Origin of the sequence: Mariniphaga anaerophila (assembly GCF_900129025.1) — a bacterium.
Lineage (GTDB): Bacteria > Bacteroidota > Bacteroidia > Bacteroidales > Prolixibacteraceae > Mariniphaga > Mariniphaga anaerophila.
Genome location: NZ_FQUM01000012.1, coordinates 70,543 through 91,064, shown reverse-complemented (window position 1 = coordinate 91,064; position 20,522 = coordinate 70,543). Strand labels below are relative to the sequence as shown.

The 20,522-nt window shown below is 40.3% G+C and carries 11 protein-coding genes; 4 read left to right on the top strand and 7 right to left on the bottom strand.

Annotated elements, in window-relative coordinates:
- The first annotated feature begins 301 nt into the window (after positions 1–301).
- Entirely contained in the window at positions 302–1,066 is a 765-nt protein-coding gene (locus BUB08_RS18060) for a DeoR/GlpR family DNA-binding transcription regulator (RefSeq protein ID WP_073003319.1), read from the top strand.
- Positions 1,067–1,117: 51 nt separating this feature from the next.
- Here BUB08_RS18060 and BUB08_RS18055 read toward each other — a convergent pair whose 3' ends face one another.
- The 6 genes from BUB08_RS18055 to BUB08_RS18030 all read right to left on the bottom strand — a co-directional run bounded on the left by BUB08_RS18055 (position 1,118) and on the right by BUB08_RS18030 (position 14,258).
- Positions 1,118–4,624: a glycosyl hydrolase gene (locus BUB08_RS18055; RefSeq protein ID WP_073003318.1), complete on the bottom strand. Its 3,507-nt coding sequence runs from the start codon at positions 4,622–4,624 to the stop codon at positions 1,118–1,120.
- 366 nt (positions 4,625–4,990) lie between these two features.
- The gene (locus BUB08_RS18050) at positions 4,991–6,505 is read right to left on the bottom strand and encodes a RagB/SusD family nutrient uptake outer membrane protein (protein WP_073003317.1); all 1,515 of its coding nucleotides are present in this window, start codon (positions 6,503–6,505) and stop codon (positions 4,991–4,993) included.
- Between the two features lie 25 nt (positions 6,506–6,530).
- Positions 6,531–9,950 carry a TonB-dependent receptor gene (locus tag BUB08_RS18045; RefSeq protein WP_083570851.1) on the bottom strand — a complete coding sequence of 1,140 codons (3,420 nt, stop codon included), beginning with the start codon at positions 9,948–9,950 and terminating at the stop codon, positions 6,531–6,533.
- Positions 9,951–10,087: 137 nt separating this feature from the next.
- On the bottom strand, positions 10,088–11,152 hold the full coding sequence (locus BUB08_RS18040; RefSeq protein ID WP_073003315.1) for a FecR family protein: 1,065 nt from the start codon (positions 11,150–11,152) through the stop codon (positions 10,088–10,090).
- A 147-nt stretch (positions 11,153–11,299) separates the two neighbouring features.
- A complete protein-coding gene (locus BUB08_RS18035; RefSeq protein WP_073003328.1) occupies positions 11,300–11,884 on the bottom strand; it encodes an RNA polymerase sigma factor in 585 nt (194 codons plus the stop codon).
- Between the two features lie 160 nt (positions 11,885–12,044).
- On the bottom strand, positions 12,045–14,258 hold the full coding sequence (locus BUB08_RS18030; RefSeq protein ID WP_073003314.1) for a bifunctional alpha,alpha-trehalose-phosphate synthase (UDP-forming)/trehalose-phosphatase: 2,214 nt from the start codon (positions 14,256–14,258) through the stop codon (positions 12,045–12,047).
- Positions 14,259–14,342: 84 nt separating this feature from the next.
- Between BUB08_RS18030 and BUB08_RS18025 the strand changes: the two genes are divergently transcribed.
- Entirely contained in the window at positions 14,343–16,136 is a 1,794-nt protein-coding gene (locus BUB08_RS18025; protein ID WP_073003313.1) for a glycoside hydrolase family 15 protein, read from the top strand.
- An 80-nt stretch (positions 16,137–16,216) separates the two neighbouring features.
- Here BUB08_RS18025 and BUB08_RS18020 read toward each other — a convergent pair whose 3' ends face one another.
- Positions 16,217–17,698 carry a Gfo/Idh/MocA family protein gene (locus BUB08_RS18020; RefSeq protein WP_073003312.1) on the bottom strand — a complete coding sequence of 494 codons (1,482 nt, stop codon included), beginning with the start codon at positions 17,696–17,698 and terminating at the stop codon, positions 16,217–16,219.
- A 136-nt stretch (positions 17,699–17,834) separates the two neighbouring features.
- Here BUB08_RS18020 and recR point away from each other — a divergent pair, with 136 nt between their 5' ends.
- Positions 17,835–18,461 (top strand): recombination mediator RecR, encoded by a 627-nt coding sequence (gene recR / locus BUB08_RS18015; RefSeq protein WP_073003311.1) that lies wholly within the window; start codon positions 17,835–17,837, stop codon positions 18,459–18,461.
- Positions 18,462–18,545: 84 nt separating this feature from the next.
- Complete coding sequence (locus BUB08_RS18010; RefSeq protein ID WP_073003310.1) at positions 18,546–20,510, top strand: glycosyltransferase; 1,965 nt, start codon at positions 18,546–18,548, stop codon at positions 20,508–20,510.
- The last annotated feature ends 12 nt before the right edge of the window (positions 20,511–20,522 follow it).

Sequence of the window (20,522 nt, the reverse complement as noted above, 5' to 3'; positions counted from 1 at the left end):
TCGCGTAGTTGCCCGAACCTATCTCACCCGAAAGACCTTCTCTTTTCATAAATCCCTATTCCCTTAAATTATCTTTAAAACGAAAGAAATATCTTGCTAACATTTCTTTTTCTTTCTTTTCACCTTCTTAAAACACAACAAACATATGTAAAAAGAAATAAATAACAACAAAAAATTAGCAAAAAATTAAGAAATAGACATCAACTAAAACTTTATCCCGAAACACCACTTCTACTACTTACTTTAATAAAAACATAACGGAAAAGGCTATATTTGCATAAAACAATAATAAATAAGCATCATGTTAAGTATCGCAGAAAGGCACAAGTACATCCTGGACATGCTCAATAAAAATGGGTTTATTAAAGTATCGGACATCTCTAAAGAACTCGATGTTACACCCGTTACAATACGAAAGGATTTAAAATACCTGGAAGAAAAAAAGCTGCTTTACCGGACTCATGGGAGCGCAAGCCCCGTAAACCCACATACTGCGGATATTAATCTGCAGGAAAAGGAAAAAATGAGAACGTCGGAAAAAAAGAGAATTGCGATGGCTGCCTGCAAACTAATCGAAGAAAATGATTCTATTATTATTGCTTCCGGATCAACGGCTCATACATTTGCCCAGGAGTTGAACCCCAAAGGAAACCTTACCGTCGTGAGCGCCTCCCTGAAAACATCTATTCTGCTTAACAATATTCCCAACATTGAAGTAATCCAGCTGGGAGGAATTGTCCGCAAAAACTCTTTCTCTGTAGTAGGCGATTTTGCGGCCCAGCCTTTTAATGATCTAACCTGCTCTAAACTTTTTTTGGGCGTGGATGGGATTGATTTTGAAAATGGAATAACCAACTCAAACATTGAAGAAGCAATTCTGAACAAAAAAATGATGAATGCAGCCTTGCGAACGATTATTCTTTCCGACTCCTCCAAATTTGGGAAAAGAGGTTTCGGCAGGATATGTCCGCTCGATCAGGTTGACACTATCATTACCGATTCTGGCATTCCTCAACAAACAGCCATTGCCATAGAAGAAATGGGAATTGAACTCATAATTGTGTAAAATAAAATTTCTTGTTACTAAAAAGCATCCGGCCATTTACAAAAGGGGACATTATCCCCTTTCTTTCTTTGCTGATTTTCTTTCTACGCACGGTTTTTCTGAATACTTTATCAATTTGAGTGGTCCAGCCAATCCTGAAACCCCCAGATTAAAACCTTTTCTTACACCGATATAAGAAGTCCAAATATTATTCAAATGCCCCTTTTCGCGAAGGTCTCCGATTAACCGGTTTCGGTTAGTTGTTGCTATTACTATTTCCAAACGATTATGTTTCGTCAATATCTCAGTAACCGGAATAGTTACACCCGGAAACCACACGTTTTCAAGAAATCGTCCGTTCAACCTTACTTCACCTGTGGTTCCAAAAATACCCAAATCGAGGCAGACAGAACTACGATTATCAAGATACTCCGAAGGAACACTAAAATCAATAACATATTTCATTTCACCAGAGAAGTACTTAATCTGGGACACATCTGATTCTGTTAACAATCCCAAGTTCGAAATAGTAACAGGCTCAATAGAATCTCCCCCAATCGATAAAAAACTTACACTTCCGCTGAAGTCAGATACATTATATATATCAGGAGATACGGCATCAAATGAAACTCGTTCTCCCAGATTTGTAGTAGTATGATAAACACCGTTAACATAGCCGGTTAACGACCAGTTGCCATTTTCCAGTTTGATTTCAGGAACTACATCAGACGAAACGCCCTCGGCTTGTGCAGGAAATATTTGACGTCCATCCAATTCGACCTTAGTAACAAAATTCTTTCTACTTCCTTTTTTGAATATAAAGAATAGAGATTCATTGGGCTGCAGCCGAACCGGAACAGTGGTTTCTTCATTACTTTGTATGTAAACCAGCTGGTTCTTACACTCTCCTGTCATCGGGTTCCAAATTTCAAGGCTCTTGTCACCTACTGCGAAATTACACTCAAAATTCAGAAGCTGATTATGTTGATTTACTACAAAAAACACATCTTCTTCTGGGGTAGTTTTGTGAATCGATAATACTTCAAGAGAATCGGGCAGAGTAGTTGAAAGAGCCGGTGCAACTTTTAACTCCTTCAACATGTCGTTTACAGAAGCTCCCCAACAAACCAATCCTTTTCCATGTGGATTTCTTCCGGTTTCACCTTTCTTGTAATCTCCCCAAAGCTCTGACATCAATTTTTCAAAGCCATTCCTATTTTCAGTCATGTCTTTTAGCGACAACAAATACTGAGGTTTTTCCCCAAAAACAACAGCGCCATCCCTAACCAACCTGTCGATTTCGATTAAAGTAGAATAATTTATGGAACGAACATTCGGCAAAGCCAATATTGAGAATTCAGCACCAGAAGGAAATGATATTTTTCCTTCTTTTACTACAGCATTTTGAAGCAGGTCGAAATTACACGGGATGGCATGAATATCTTTAGGAAGATTATTGACCAACTCAACATTTAAATCATGAGGCAGCTGGTCTCCAACAAAGTAAAGCACTTCTGCCGGAATAATTCCTTTTTGCAATACGTATTGAATACGTGCCTGATAATCGAGCCAACCCCTGGAGTAATTCCACCAAGGCGTATTTCTGTTAAAATGAGAACCAAAAGCATACAAAGTTAATCCCGGCTTCTGCTCATTGGGCTGATGGACATAACTATGAAGAACCATCTGGTTGATACCCGAACAGAAAGCTCTGTCACCATACAATTTTAAGTCGGCTGGTGTTTCACTGTGGCGGCAACTTGCAGTGAATGCTTCGGAAGCCAGCACAGGCTTGTTGTATAAGCCCGACAACGATGCCAAACTACTTAGCGGATTGTTTTTTAATGGACTATAAGTAATAACTCCGTCGTTGGCCAATGTCCAGAATTCAGTCATTGGCAAATCTGCATAACTATTTGCTTTTAATACATCCAAAGGAGGATACATTCCCCCTCCGTAAATTACTTCAGCGTGCATTTCAAGATTGTTTCGGTGGCAAAGTTCACTGAAATGCAAATAAAAATTTTCTTCAATCATCTCAGCTATGGTTTTTCTGAAGTCGTACAAAAATCCTTCAGATAAATCCATATCCCCCACAACATCACCACATAACACAGGCAACCAATCAATTAAACTATATCCCCGGCGTTTCTCAAATTCTTCGGGCATTTGAGCAGTCCAGTTCTGAAAATCACATTCCCAACTGTCAATCAACAAAAATTTGAAAGTACTTCCATTCAATCCTTTGGAGTGTTGAACTAATTTTTGAGGAAAATTAGAGAAGTGCACATTAAGAGCAGTCGTATCCATTTTATCACATTCAAGCCCTTCTCCTTCAACAGTAGAAGGAGAATTAACAACTCCGGTTGTTGTGTATCCAAATCGAAGAATAGTCCAGTCCCCATCGGGCAAATCAATATCAATTATTCCATCTGAATTCATCTGATTGGAAAGATTGACTATTTCGTTGCTTTTTATTGCTTTGTAACCACCCAAGTCAATTCCCTTCTCGTCAAGCTGCTTTACATCCAAAATATTTCCGGAAGCAGTTTTTTCAAATACGCGTGGAACGGCAGGAGCAAACCCTGAATGATCGCCGTCTGCCAACAACTCAACATGAGACAACAAATACTTGCTGTTTCTCCATGTTGAGAGAGAAAGTCCGTCACTAATAATCAGCTTGAAACGGCTGGATTTTGTCCTGGGGAAATTTATGATTGCAGTGTCGTTAAAGCACGTCAAGTTAAACCGGGTTATCTCTTTATAACTTTCACCGCCATTGTTTGAACTCATCAGCGTGTATTGACTTGATGTGTTTTTATTGATGCCTGAACTCCCAACTTTATAGCCCTGAAAGACTAAAATTTTGTCTGCAACAAAATCAGCATTAAAAATAAACTCGATTGAGTCTCCCTTTTTAGCCTCAAAAATTGTAGACGGAGCTATTTTTTGCTGGTTATTGATGATAATCTCCGGGTTGGCAGATTGAAACGAATTCTTTTTTAAACCACTATTTTTATAGGCAACAACAGCTACGTCTTTATAAAAATCGAAATTGTTATATGGTTTATCCAGTTTTATTTTGCCTTTGAATCCGGAGGGTATAATTGTTTTGGTATAAACAAACTTTTTCATCGACATCTCAGGTTTAATCCAGGGGCCACCACTTTCACTCCACCCATCACAATTATGCACTCCTATGGTAATTCCAAGTCGTTTGGCTTCCTGCAAAGCCCATTCAAACATTTCGTACCATTTGTCTGTAACGAATTTAACTTTCTCAATTTTATAATTTTCCGACGGAAGCACACTCGCATTTTGAGGAAAACCTAAGTTAAGGATTGTTGCCTGAGCAATACCAACCTTTTTCATTGACTCCAAATCTTTGGTGATTCCCTCTTTTGTTATCATTCCATCAACCCAGTGCCACCAGGTATGTATCCTGACTTTCTCTGCCGGTTGTGTAAATTCATACTGTTTAAAAACTTCCGGCTTGTCAGTTTGCGTACAACTGGAAACGGCTAAAAAAAGCCCAACAAGCCCCGCCAGGGTCAAACCTGTTTTTGCAAAAACCTTCATATTGTTCAATAATATGCGTTCAGACAATTATCTATATTTATTCTGGATCTTATTTTATAGTCACGAGTAGAAGCAGAGTTCTACGAACCTCCTTTATCACGGCCTGCGAATATATGGAAAAAACTTGTTTGTTAATTACTTTTTCAACTTGGAAACCTTGTTAAAGAACAACAATCTGACACAGCGCGCATAACCGACACTGAGAGTATAGACAAAGCTTTACAAAGAGGCTATCAGCATTTGAACGGTATAAAATGTCAACACCTATGCCGTTCCCGTCACTCAAATTTTCACCCGTAGGGAGCAATAAAAAAACAGCAACCTTTTATAACAAAATATAGAAGGTTACTGTTCTTTCATAAATTACTAGTAATCGGGATTCTGCTCAAGCAAGGGATTCAGATTTATTTCATTTTGAGGAATTGGATACAAAACATATCCGGGTTTTATCCCAGTCACTCCCTGAGACTCAGCTGTCGAAATAAACAGATTGTGCCGATTCAGATCATTTCGGCGTTCACCTTCACCAATAAACTCTGCAGCGCGTTCATCCAGAACTGCATTTCTAAAAGATTGCTGATCCAGTCCGGCAAGATCGGGATAAACAGATTCTGGCTGTTCAAATATTGTCCCAACTGCTCTTGCCCGTTGACGAACTTTATTAATTGCAGCAAATGCTTCTGCAGTGGGTCCGTTATTCAATTCATTTAGTGCTTCAGCATAAGTCAAGTACACATCGGAATATCTTAGCACTGTGAAATTCACTCCTGTTTGCAGATACCCGGTTGCATAATCAGGATGATAATACTTCACTATATTTATTCTCTGCAATTCGACTGTATCTTCAATCCAGCTAATGGGGTTTGCTCCGGTTATTAGATATCTAGGCATACGATCCCTAACAGACCACCATTTCCGGTATGTATTTGGAGTTTTTTGAAAGTAATTATCGTCAACCTGCCAGCTTCCTGCATTCCCATCATCAAGTGTAAACATTATCCCTGTTCCATCAGGAAGTGAGTAACCTTTGGGACACAAGAAAAACGTCATATGTTCACCATAGTTCGTAGTATTATCGCCTCCGTTATTATGTTGAACAGAGAAAATTTGTTCAGAACCGTTCTTATAGGCAGGATCCCATATCTGAGAATAATCTTTATACAAATCGTAAACTCCCATATCTATCACTTCTTTGGCTGTAATTGAAGCATTTGCCCAGTCACTCTTCTGAAGATATACTTTTGCAAGCAGGGCTTTAGCAGCTCCGCTAGTAGCATAGCCTTTACTATGTTTAGCGGCATCAAACGGTGACAAGCGTACATAAGCACTTTTTAGATCTAAAATGATTTGCGCATACACCTCATCTACTGTATTTCTTGTCTTGTTTACATCGGCCAAACTTTTAGTTGCTGTAATGTGTAAAGGAACGCCACCAAAATCTTTAACTAAATTAAAATAACAAAGTCCTCGTAAAAACTCGGCCTGTCCAATCGCACTATTCTTATAGACGTCAGTCACATTACTATTTTTAGTTCGTTCAATCACTTCGTTACAACGGTTAATCATTTTATAACTCGCTTCCCAAAGCTGGTCAAAATAATTGTCACTTACTGTCCATGCAAATAAATCCCAGGCGTTCTTGTTCGGAGTAGAGGTCATGATATCAGTAGGCATGTCGCCCAGTTGTACATAAGAGCCATCTTTATAAATATAACCATCCCAAAACATTGAATAAGCTCCATTTAAGGCTAATTCTATCTCTTCCTCACTTTTATAAAAGTCATCTACATTTTGATTGCTGTAAATCTCTTCATCTAAAGAGCAAGAAAAAAAGCCAACGATAATGAAAATTAGAAAAATATAATATGCATATTTTTTCATTTGTCTACTGTTTTTTTACTGTTACTTAAAAAATAATCTTTATTCCAAATCTTATAGATTTTGAAGCAGGGTATCCAAAAAGGTCTACTCCTTTTACTGAATTATTTGCTCCAAATGAATTTACCTCTGGATCGTATCCAGAGTATTTTGTAAACACTACAGGATTATCAGCTGACAAGGAAAGCATCACGTCACTCAGACGGTTCGACTTTACAGGTATTTTATATCCTAGGCTAACTAACTGTATCCTCAAAAATGATGCATCCTCCACATTATCAGTACTAACATAACCGGGATAGTTTGAATTTGCAGCCAATTCAGTTCCTTCAGGGTTTGTTGGCGACCAGCGATTCCGTCTAATAGCGCCATAATAGGTTCCCCCATCTTTCTTTACTTTAAGAACATTCAGAACATCCTGTCCAACTGCTCCGTATGTATTTAAAATAAAGGACCATTCTTTATATGAAATACTATTGTTAAATCCAAATGTAAAGTCAGGATTTGGGTCACCAACGTAAGTACAATCATTACCATCGAAAGTACCGCTTTTATCGTAATCTCGAAATCTGGCTGATCCAGGGGTAGCAGATTTTTGTGTTCCTGCCGCATCGATATCTTCCTGAGACAGCCATATTCCATCTCTTATGACTCCCCAAAATTTTCCAACAGGTTGCCCTGGAGTAAGACGAACTGCATTACTCCCATTTAGCCCATTTTTAGCACCACCTAACCAGCCGGTATATATTTCACTTGCACCCCCTAGGTCAATTACTTTATTTCTATTTAAGGAAAAAGTCATATCAGTAATCCAGCTAAAAGAATTGGAATTCCAATTAATAGTTCTGGCCGAAATATCTACTCCAGTGTTCTGCATTGACCCAATATTCTTGAGTACACTCCCGTAACCGCTTTCCCTTGCTAAAGAGACTTCAACGAGCATATCTTTTGTCTTCTTTTTATACCCATCGATAGATAGATTTATCCGATTTTCGAAAAAACCCATATCCAATCCAAAATTCAAGTCTTTTGTTTTCTCCCATGATAAATCTGGATTAGGTATTCTGCTGGGATATGCTATCCCCACTAAATCTCCCCCAAAAACATAGCCGGAGCTATAATCTTTGGCGGTTGAAATTGTCGAAATTGATTTATAAAGCCCTATTCTTTCATTTCCGACACTCCCGTATCCAGCTCTTAACTTCAAATTACTAAATACATTCAAATCTTTCACAAAACTCTCTTCGTACAAGCGCCAGGCTACAGCCACTGAGGGAAAAAATCCCCATTTACTATTTTTTCCAAATTTTGAAGAACCATCCCAACGGCCTGTAGCAGTAAGCATGTATTTGTCGTTATATACATAGTTAATTCTACTTATATAGGAAAGCAAAATCCATCTAGTTTTAGTAGATTTTGTATATTGTTGCTTTGCAATGCCCATATTATTGTATTTGTAATAATCAGAGGGAAATCCATAGCCTGTTGCAGTTACCAATTCATCATTTTCTGTTTGATTAGTAAAACCTGCCATTACATTAACGTTGTGCTTTTCTCCTATATTCTTTTTATATTCAAGAATGTTTTCATTAAGAAAATTAGTAGTTCTTTCACTTGTAATACTAGCTATTCCTGCTTTACTTTTTGCCGCTGCTGATTCAAGAGGGTAATAAGAATGATATCTCCAGTCCCTATAATCAAGACCACCTCGAACCCTCAACTCCAAGCCATCCATAATTTTGTAGTTTCCATAAATACTTCCTAAAAGTCTGGAAGTATTATCCTGAATATCATATTCTTTAGTCATATACACAGGATTATCCATAGAGCCTATTCCCTTTTTATAATCTTTAAAAAACGTATACTTTCCGTCTTCATCTTTCACTGGTATATAAGGCCATGAAAACAGCACATTAGAAATCACATTAGTTTGTGTCCCGTACCCTTTAGAATCTGTAGGCACCATGTCATTCATTGCATTGGAAAACATAATATTAGTTCCTATGTTAAACCTTTCAGTAATATTTGCATCAAGATTAACATTCATAGAATAACGTTTTAGATTAGAATTCACGACAATCCCTTGCTGATCCAAATAACTTCCGGAAAGAAGATAACGAATTGCCGATGTTCCTCCGGAAACCGACATCTTATAATTCTGAGTCAATGCTGTGCGTAAGACTTCCCTCTGCCAGTCTGTCCCCTTACCCATTTCGGAAATCTCGCCTTCTGTAAAAGTACGAGCAGTACCGTTTAAGTCATCCGCTTCATTAACCAAAACGCCCCATTCCTCGGCTGAAAGAAATTCCAAATAGTTTGACGGAGTATCAATTGAAGTTGAGCTCTCAAAGGTTACAATAGCTTTCCCCGTTTTTCCTTTTTTTGTAGTAATTAAAACTACTCCATTTGCTCCCCTAGCACCATAAATAGCTGTAGAAGAAGCATCTTTCAATACTTCGATAGATTCAATATTTGAAGGATCTATTGAATTTAATGGATTCTGAGAGATAGCAACCGCTCCGTCGACCGAACTTGCTGAGGTAAAATCATTTGAGATCGGAAAGCCATCAACCACATACAGAGGCTGACCATCAGCCGACAATGAAGAAGTTCCTCGTATTTGCACAGAAATACCTCCACCAGGAGCATGAGAGCTAGTATTTACTTGTACACCAGCCACTCTTCCTTGCAGCGCCTGATCCGGAGTTGTTAACATATTTGAACTTAACTCCTTAGAGTTTATTGAAGAAACAGCACCTGTCAAATCTCTCTTTTTCAATGTTCCATATCCAATCGCCACAACCTCTTCAATACCAACAGTCTCTTCTACCATCACTACATTGATTGATGCTTTTCCTGCCACAGGTATTTCCTGTGTTTTCATTCCCACAAACGAAAACACAAATACAGCATCTTCAGGAAAGTTAGAAACAGAATACTCCCCATCTGCATTCGTTACCGTACCATGAGTGGTACCTTTAATTATAACGGTTACACCGGGCAAGGGTGAACCTGAAGAATCAGTCACTTTTCCAGATACGTTTTTTTGTTGTTGTACAGTTAAATTATTTCCTCCTGCTTCCGGGGTCGTCAACAAAATATACCGATCCCGTACCTTATAGCTCACATTGGTATCTGCAAACAGCTCGTCAAGAATCTTTTCAACTTTTTTGTTACGGAAATTTATTGATACTTTACGATTTACATCAACCAATTTCTCACTATACATAAAATAGAACTCGCTTTGTTCCTCAATATTACGAAGCACTTCTTTTACCGTGCTATTTTTCAAATTTACATTCAGCACCTTGGTTTGCGAATATGTTTTCTCCGCAAACACACTAAACACTGAAACCAATAATAAAAAGACAGTTAACTTCATCATTCTCAATAATCTTCGTAATTTGGAAATATTACAATCCCCAAAGTACTGTAATTTTTTTTTCATACTTTTGTAATGTTAAGATTAGAAATTGTCCGGAGTAATTACCGGAGATAATTTTTAGATTTCACAGGGGAATGTTGGCGCATTCCCCTATTGGTTTTTAAGGGCTCATATCATAGGCATTTTTGTTAGGTTATAGTTTACTTTCGCTTATCTATCCATATTTTCTGTTTGGTAAAAGTACCATCCGGAAGTTTTTTACGTGGCAATCTGGTATAAGTAATGGGGGTTGTTTCTGTCATCAGGTCAAGAATCAAAAACAAAGGATCATCGGTAAAAGTAACCGTGTATGTCAAATCCCTAACCTCTTCGGCAACCTGAATGTCGACATTAAACATTCTGCCAAGTTTTTCTGTCACATCTATAATTGGAGTATTATCAAATACCAGTTTCCCCTCTTTCCATGAAATGTATTCATCAATATTCCCTGTTGTCGACATAACCCTGTCCGTTTCTGTATCATAGGCAACATGTTGTCCCGGGAGCATTGCGCCCAACCGCTCTACTCCACTTCCCGATAATACCTTCTCTATCTCTACTTTCCCTTCTACAAGTGTTGTTGCAATAACATTATCGTCGGGGTAGGCATTAACATTAAATTCGGTTCCCAGAGCTTTTACATTCAACCTGCCCGCTTTTACAATAAATGGTTTTTCGGGATTACGAGCCACGTCAAAATATCCTTCGCCCGTGAGTGTTACTCCCCTTATGTCTCCGACAAAATCGCGGGGATACTTAATTCTGCTTCCGTAATTCAGATTTACTTCTGTTCCGTCAGATAACTGAACCACTGTTCTGGAACCGATTGGTGCAATAATTTCAATTGAATCTACAGCCAATTCAGCAGTCTGATATAAATGAATATTTCGTTCTGAAAGCAAATAGAACACAACACCAAGCAACGGAATGAAAAAAACAGCTGCAGCTCTGGTTAACCATTTTGTTACTTTCCCTAAAGAAACAACTTTACTCTCCTTCTTTTCATTCTCCCGAAGATTTATTTCGTGATGAATTTTATTGAGCAATGCGTTGTATTTCTTTGCATCTCTGTTTTTCAATTCGGGTTCAAGCAATTGCCACTGATTGTAGCTCAAATCCTTTATGTTTCCAGACAGCACACCTTGCTCCAACCATGCAACCAACTCTTCAAACTCCTTGTCTGAACAATTATTTTTTAAATATTTTAAAAGGATCTCTTTATCCATTGCTATTTGAATCTTTATACCTCCCCAAATACGGGGAGGTACTGCTAACTAAACTAAACCTCTGAAAACTATATTCTGTTTTCATCAGATTTAATACTATTACGCATAAGCCCGCAATGATAACTAAGCGAAAACTCAATTTTTTTTCTAAAAAAAGAGACACAAAAACAAAGCATTGATAACCAAACTACTATCAACATGTAATTTTATAAATTTCAAAGTGGTTACGAGGTGATTATTTACAGTACTTTCGGAAATGTTCAGTTTCTCCGCTATTTCAGAATGTGTCAACCCCTCCTCTCTGCTCAAATGATAAATTTCTTTCTGGCGCGGAGTCAGTTGTGTCAACAAAGACTCAATTTTGTTATTTAACTCTTTAAACTGAATTTCGTCGATTACCTGTTCAGCTGCATCAATACGCTGCAGGGATCTTAAATATTCCCTCGATTTTGTTTCGCTTACCCGCTTGCGCAGCAAGCTCATGGTTGAGTTGTATGCAATTGTGAACAGAAACGACTCAAAAGAGGAATAGACATCAATTTTCGCTCGTGATTCCCAGATTTTTATAAAAACTTCCTGAACAATTTCTTCGGCATCCTCTTCCTGCTTAAGATACATAAATACAAACTGATGCAACTTATGGCAGTATCTGTTATAAATGGCGTCGAACGCAGCCATATCTCCCTTTCTCAGGAGCTTCACAAGCTCGGTATTTAATATGTCTTTCTTCAAGATTAAGTCCGATTTGAGTAGCAAAGATATTGAATCAGACACAAAAATCAACATTAAAAAACAACCGAATTGTACTATCCAGATATCTCTTACAAAAAACTAAAAACATATTTTATCGGAACCAATTAGAGACAACCAATAAAAAAGTCATCCTTCGACACTACTCACCACACGCCAGTTTAGTCAGCAGATCACGAACTTCTTCGAAGTTTTCAACTTTATAACCTGCAATAGTTTGGGCTATGCCTACTTTAATGGTAATTGCATCGTCGGGTAAATCTGAAAAAAGAAACTCATCGGTCCAGTCGTCACCAACGGCCAAAATTTTATCGGCCGGCTGAGAATGAAGTACTTTTAGTGCAGCACGACCTTTGTTTACACCGCGATTTTTTATTTCAACCACTTTGTTTCCTTCCAGTATTTCAAGGTTCAGATTGGAAACCAGGCTTGTCATTTCGTCTTTCAGCTCAATGGCCCGGTTCAGGCCCAACTCAGGGTCAGACTTTCGGTAATGCCAAACCAGGCTGTAGTTTTTCTCTTCGATGAACGAACCAGGTGTACGATCCACATAAAATTCAAGCGACGAGCGAATACTCTCTTTCCACGAATCGTCGAGCGGTTCAATCATTTCCCAGTCACTACCGGCAGAACGCGACCAAACCCCATGTTCCACAATTAATGTGTAAGGTTTACTTCCGAACCATTCTTCAAAGGTATTTTTGTCGCGGCCACTGATAAGAACCACCCTGTTTTTCGGATTTTCAGCCAATTTATCAAGAATATCGTACAGCTCTTTATCAGGCCGCGCGTGCATCGGATTGTCAACAAAACCGGTAAGTGTTCCGTCGTAGTCCAGAAAGAAAATCCGATTTTCGGAACTGCAAATTTCTTTTACTATTTTGTTTTTTGACGATGCAGTAAGTCTTTTGGCAAGGTACTGCTCTTCATTCTGACGTGCTTTATCCAGGCTACTCAAAAAATCAGTAGCCCACTTTTCCACATTATAACGCTTCAGGCGCTTTTGCAAAACGGTGTTCCGTTCAACCTGTTCGTCCAAAGGCATTTCTATTGCCGTTTTTATGGCAGTGGCAATTTCTGCTTTATCGTTTGGATTGATAATCAGAGCTTCGCTCATTTCCTTTGAAGCTCCTGCCATTTCACTCAAAATCAATACTCCGCGTCCATCTGTTTTGGAAGCTATGAACTCTTTTGCAACCAGGTTCATTCCATCGCGAATGGGCGTTACCAACGCTATCTCACAATAGTTGTACAAATCTACAAGGTTCTCAAAAGGCATTGAACGGTAAAAATACCAGACCGGCGTGCGGTTGATGGTAGAATACTCGCCATTAATTCGCCCAACCACCTCATCTACTTCGCTTTTCATTTGCTGGTACTGATCGACTCCAATTCGCGAAGGCACCGCCAACAATACCAAAGTTACATTATCACGGTACTGCGGGTATTCTTCCAGAAAGTATTCAAAGGCTTCCAACCTGTTAATCAGCCCCTTGGTATAATCGAGGCGATCTATTGAAAGTATAAACTTGGTTTCAGGATAAAGCAAATAATACCTCTCAAGTTCCTTTCGAACCTCCGATTTGTCTCTTACCGAACGCTTTTGCGATTCCATTGCCGAATCATGAAACTTGTCGTAATCAATTCCCATGGGGAAGTTGTCCACCTTAACAATTCGCTGCGGAAGACTAATTTCATTAATATTGATATCGTACCCCAAAAGGCGCCGCACCGAACTCATAAAGTGGCGTTCGTAATCGAAAGTATGGAAGCCGAGCAGGTCGGCACCAAGCATTCCGTTAATAATTTCGTCGCGCCACGGAAGTATCCTGAACAGCTCGTACGAAGGAAACGGAATATGCAAAAAGAAACCGATGGTCACGTCCGGAAATTTGTTCTTAATCATTTGCGGAAGCAGCAACAAATGGTAATCGTGCACCCAAATTTTATCAACCCCTTCCATATTTTCGGCAATTACATCGGCAAACTTCTGGTTCACTCTTTTGTAAGCCTGCCATTGTTCTTCCTCGTATTCAACAAATTGTGTAAAGTAATGAAACAAAGGCCAAATGGTTTTATTACTAAATCCTTCGTAGTACAATTCCACCTCTTCTGCGGTGAGATTCACATCTACACAACCTTCTTTTTCTAGGGCCTTATTTACTTTTTTTACCTGTTTTTCCGAAAGCTCTTCCCGATCGACACCCGACCAGCCAATCCACAAACTATCAAATGATTTGTTAACTGACATCATTCCGGTTGCCAGGCCTCCAACACTTGGTGTTACTTCAACATTATCTTCTGAAATATTAATCTGTACCGGCAATCGGTTTGAAATAATTAGAAATCGACTCATAGTTTTTCTATATTTGTTCGCCTTAAATAATAAGGATAATTATACCAAATTGTCAAAGTTAAATAAAAAGGATTACAATTAATAATGACAAATCTGGATTACGGAATCATCGGAAACTGCAGTAGCGCAGCACTAATTTCAAAATCAGGAGCACTAGAATGGCTTTGTTTGCCGGTATTTGACTCAGCTTCGATTTTTGCCAAACTGCTTGACAAGGAAAAGGGAGGAAGTTTCGAATTTATCATAAGCTCTGATTATCAGCATACGCAGAGGTATTTACCGAAAACCAATATTTTAGTAACGAAATATTCAAACGGGAACGACTGTTTCGAGGTGATTGATTTTATGCCCCGCTACCATTATCATAACGGAGTAGATCATCTGTATTCGCCTCCGGACGTGATTCGGTATGTGAAAATAAAATCGGGCACTCCCAAATTCAGAGTGAATTACAATCCAAAGCTGGAGTACGCCGAAAAACAAACGACCACCGAGGTACGACAAGAATTCATTAAAAGTTTCACCCGGTCCGGAGCATACGATTCGCTTTACCTTTACACCAACATCGAAAAAGAAAAAGTCGTAAACGGAGATGAAATTGAGCTGACCCAGGATGCTTACTTTCTGATAAGTTACAATCAGAAGCTGCTGGCGCAGTCCATCGAAAGGTCTTACCTGAAATTGCAGCGAACCAAGGTGTACTGGCTCAACTGGTCGGAAGAAACGCACCGGTTCAGGGAATACGACGAACAAATACTTCGTAGCGCCCTGGTACTAAAACTGTTGAGTTTCGACAAAACAGGAGCGGTACTTGCTGCGGCAACCACTTCGCTGCCAGAAACCATTGGTGAAATTCGAAACTGGGATTATCGATTCTGCTGGCTCAGAGACGCCTCGATGGTTATAAAAGTTATGACCCAACTCGGCCACTGGAAAAGTGCCGAACGATTTATGAATTTCATTATTGATGTGGTATCGGATAAGGATGAAAAAATCCAAATTATGTACGGCATCAACAAAGAAAAAAATCTGAAAGAGCGAATACTTTCTCATTTTGCCGGATACGAAGATAGCGCGCCGGTACGTGTTGGAAATGCTGCATACAAACAAAAGCAACACGATATTTACGGAATTTTGATGGATGTGATTTACCAGCAATTCCTGTTGTTTGAGGTTTCGTTGCAAAACAGTGAGGAACTGTGGACCATCACACGTAGTATTGTGCGGATAGTAAGCAAAAACTGGAAAAAGCCCGACCGCGGAATTTGGGAAATCCGCACAGAACAACGCCATTTTGTATTTTCCAAACTGCTCTGCTGGGTAGCCATCGACAGGGCAATAAAAGTTGCCAAACTTATCAGAAGAAACGAGTATGTGGACAAATGGAGCAAGCTCCGCGACACAATCTCAAAAGACATCATAAAAAAAGGCTGGAACGAAGAAGTTCAGGCATTTACGCAAAGCTACGGCTCGAAAAACCTCGATGCGTCTACCCTGCTCATGGAATCTTTCGGGTTTATTGATGCGTCGGATTATCGCTACATCAGTACAGTAAAAGCCACACAGAAAGAATTAAGCCGCAACGGCTTGATGTACCGCTACAAAAATCGCGACGACTTTGGTCTCCCAACCTCATCGTTTACCATTTGCACATTCTGGCTTATTCAGGCTCTTTATAAAATCGGCGAACAAAAACAGGCGCGCGAACTGTTCGAGCAGCTGCTTACTTACAGTAACCACCTCGGACTATTCAGCGAAGACATTGATTTTGAATCAAAAAGATTACTGGGGAATTTTCCACAGGCCTACTCTCATTTGGCATTGATTGAAACCGCCATGCTTTTTTCAACAGACATCGAACTAAAAAACAGATTCTGAACATTATTCGAAAAAAATCATAAGTCAATCCAATAAAAAAGAACCCCTAAAAGTTATAAGCACTTTTAGGGGTTTTTCTGTTACAGACTCCAGCCGTTCTGATAATTATGTTTTATCCATTCCTTGCACATTTCCTGGGCATTCCATTCTACCCTGCTCCTCGACTCGCTTTCCACCTTGTAGGTAACTACGTCAGAAGAAAATTGCGACAGCTTGGTAGTAACCAGTTTTTCATCAGGCGAAATGTTGGTTACTTTCATATTTTCACTATCCCAAAGCAATGTTTTCTGAAGCGACTGCATGCGCACCGCCAGGTTCCCCATAACAACCATTTCGTTGAAAGGGCCTGAATATTCGAAACGCGACGCAGGTTTGCCACCGTTTTTGCAGCAATTTACAAAGTGCATTTCGTGGCGGCCACCGCCCTGCGGATCGTCAGGAATCCTATCGATATTAACTTTCGTTTCAGGAACAATTTCCTGCCCGTTTTTATATACTTTCCATTTGGAGCCATAGGCTTCTGCAATAAGTGTTGCCTTTGACCCGACAAACATAAACCCGCCGCCCGGATTCATCGGGGCATCAACCGGCAAATCGTAAGGACGAGAAGGCATCAAACCTCCGTCGTACCATGTCAATTCCAATTCAGGCAATGCGCAGTAGGGCAAATTTTTCCGTGCCGGAAACAGGTAAGATACCTTGGCAGACACCGGCGCGCTTTCAGTATTCACCAGCGACGAACTTGCCTGAAAAGCTATCGGCGCACCCAATTGCAGTGCATAGTTGGGAACATCAAGCAGGTGGCATCCCATGTCGCCCAGCGCGCCCGTTCCAAAGTCCCACCAGCCTCGCCAAATCCACGGATGGTATTCAGGATTGTACGGCCGCATGGCAGCCGGACCAATAAACAAATCCCAGTCGAGCGTTTTTGGTACTTTCACCTCTTTCAACGGTTTTGGCATTCCCTGGCGCCAAATGGGGCGATTGGTCCACACGTGCGCTTCTTTTATATCGCCAAGACAACCGCTGTGCACCACTTCGGTTACTTCGTACACCTCGTCGTTGGAATGTCCTTCGTTTCCCATTTGCGTAACCACGCCTGTTCGTTTGGCCACCTCAGTAAGGTACCTCGATTCCCAAACCGAGTGAGTTAGCGGTTTCTGAAGGTAAACATGTTTGCCTAATTCCATTGCAGCAGCGGCAGGCAGCGCGTGAGTATGGTCGGGCGTTGCAATCATCACTGCATCAATGTCTTTTTGTTTTTCGAGCATCTTTCTGAAATCTTTCCACTTTTTTGCTTTCGGGTAGGTTTCAAAAACATGATTTGCATAATCCCAGTCCACGTCGCACAAAGCAACAATATTCTGACCGGGCATATTACGCAGGTTTGTGGCTCCTTTTCCGCCGATACCAATGCCGGCAATATTCAGTTTGTCGCTGGGCGGAGTGTGCCCCAACCCTGCCACGGCACGACTGGGGATAATACTTATTCCTGCAAGAGCAGTTGCTGTTGTTCCGATAAAGTTGCGCCGGGAGTACGCTGAATTAGTTTTTAGGTTCATTGTAAAAAATTTTGGATTAATAATTTCTCGTTCGGTTTAGTTCTGTCACCCGTAAAATTATTCATTAAATTTGAAAAACGGCTATTTTTTTCTTTTCAGATTTTCGACTTACTTTTGAAAGCTGAAAAAAGATAGCATGAACATCGAAAAATATCCATCGAAACTGCTTGAAAATGCGGTGAACGAATTTTCCAAACTACCCGGGATTGGCCGAAAGAGTGCACTGCGAATGGTTTTGCATTTACTCAGGCAGGAAAAAGAAGGAGTTACGGCATTTGGGCAAAGCCTCATTCAGTTGCGAAATGAGATTAAACATTGTAAAATTTGCCACAATATATCCGATACCGAAACCTGCCAAATCTGTTCAAACCCGGCCCGCAACAATTCGGTAATTTGTGTGGTAGAAAACATCCGCGATGTAATGCTAATTGAAAATACGCAACAGTACAACGGGCTGTACCATGTGCTGGGCGGCATTATTTCTCCAATGGATGGCATTGGCCCGAACGAGCTGGAAATAAATTCGCTTGTTGAACGGGCGGAAAACACTGAAGTTGTGGAAATAATTCTTGCCCTGCCAACTACAATGGAAGGCGACACCACCAATTTTTACATTTTCCGCAAGCTGAAACAGAAACCGGTTCGCGTTACAACCCTTGCCCGTGGGGTGGCGGTGGGCGACGAGTTGGAGTACACCGACGAAATTACCCTGGGGCGTTCGCTGTTAAACCGTGTGCTGTACGAAAATTCGGTGGGAAAATAATCGGACGAAAAAATCAGAAATCTTTCTGCTTTCCGTTATCCAATGGAAATGTTACATTTGAACCATTAAAGCCAGGCTGAATAAATGGAACTTTCGGTAATTATCGTCAACTACAATGTTAAACACTTTTTGGAGCAGTGCCTGCATTCGGTACTGAAAGCTTCCATTAATATTTCTGCTGAAATATTTGTGGTTGACAACAACTCGGTTGATGGTTCCACGCAACTTGTCCGCGACAAATTTCCGCAGGTTCATCTCATCGAAAACAAAAAAAACGTTGGATTTGCCAAAGCCAACAACCAGGCAATACGCACGGCACATGGCAAATATATTTTACTGCTAAACCCGGACACAGTAGTGGAGGAAGACACTTTCACAAAAGTTATCCGGTTTATGGAAGAGCACCCTGACGCCGGTGGACTGGGGGTAAAAATGATTGACGGAAAAGGCAATTTTCTGCCCGAATCAAAACGCGGGCTGCCTACTCCGTGGGTAGCATTCTGCAAAATGTCGGGGCTGGCTAAATTATTCCCTAAATCGAAAAGATTCGGAAGGTACCACCTCTCCTACCTCAACGAAAACGAAATTCACGAGGTGGAAATACTGGCAGGTGCTTTTATGTTAATGCGAAAGGATGCTTTAGACAAAGTAGGGCTGCTGGATGAAACATTTTTTATGTACGGCGAAGACATCGATCTTTCTTACCGAATTATACAGGGCGGATACAAAAACTATTATTTCCCGAAAACAACGATTATCCACTACAAAGGCGAAAGCACAAAAAAAGGATCGCTCAATTATGTAAAAGTGTTTTATAAAGCGATGATTATTTTTGCGCAAAAACACTTTTCCGGTGGAAACGCGAACGCTTTTTCGGTGCTGCTCAATCTGGCCATCTGGTTTCGTGCGGCACTGTCGGTGTTAAAACGAATTGTAGATCGTTTCTTTTTGCCTATTCTGGATGCGCTGTTCATATTTGCAGGTTTCCTTTTTCTTACTCCGGTGTGGGAAAACCTGCGCTATCACCCCGAATATTATCCCCCCGACTTTTTACAATGGATAGTGCCTGTCTACATTTTAATTTGGTTGTCCGCTATCTTTTTTTCCGGAGGGTACAAAAAACCGGTTAAACTGGCACATGTGGAACGCGGCATTCTTTGGGGAACAATTGCCATTCTGCTGATTTATTCTCTGGTTGACATAGAATTTCGGTTTTCCAGGGCATTAATTCTACTTGGCTCTGTGTGGACCGCCATTATTCTTGTTTTGTACCGGCTGCTTTTGAACCGGATTAAACGAAATGCATTTGGGCTTGACATTAAACGCTCCAAAAAAATTGCCATTGCCGGACACCCCGCCGAAGCCTCACGGGTAAGAGAAATTCTGAATCAAACCCGCATTAAATCTGAATTTACCGGCTATATTTCGCTGGACGAAACCGACCGCGGAGAACAATACATCGGCTCCATAAATCAGTTAAACGAAATTGTTCGCATTAACCGAATCGACGAAATTATTTTTTGTGCTGAAAACATGAGTTCGGCAAAAATCATCCATGCCATGCTCGAGCTGACCTCCCTTGATATCGACTTTAAAATAGCTCCGCCGGAGAGTATCAGTATTATCGGGAGCAATTCCATCCACACTGCGGGCGACTTGTATATTGTACAGATTAACGCCATTACAAAACCCGCCAACCGAATGAAGAAAAGAGTTTTCGATTTTTTTACGGCGGCGTTTTTTCTTGTAATCAGTCCTGTTTTTATATGGATATTTAACAAAAAGCAGCGTTTTCTGAAAAACGTTTTCCAGGTGCTTTGGGGCAAAAAATCATGGGTTGGTTATGCTGAAACTCCGGAAAGCAAAACCGAACTTCCTGCAATAAAACCCGGCATTCTGTCGCCGGTTGATATGTTCGGCGACGCCGCAACCGATTGGAAGAAAAACCACCGGTTAAACTCGCTCTACGCCCGGAATTACAGCGTTACAACCGATGCAGAAATCTTATTAAAGGGGTGGAAAAACCTGGACAGGCTCGTTATCAATTAGAATCACTAAAAA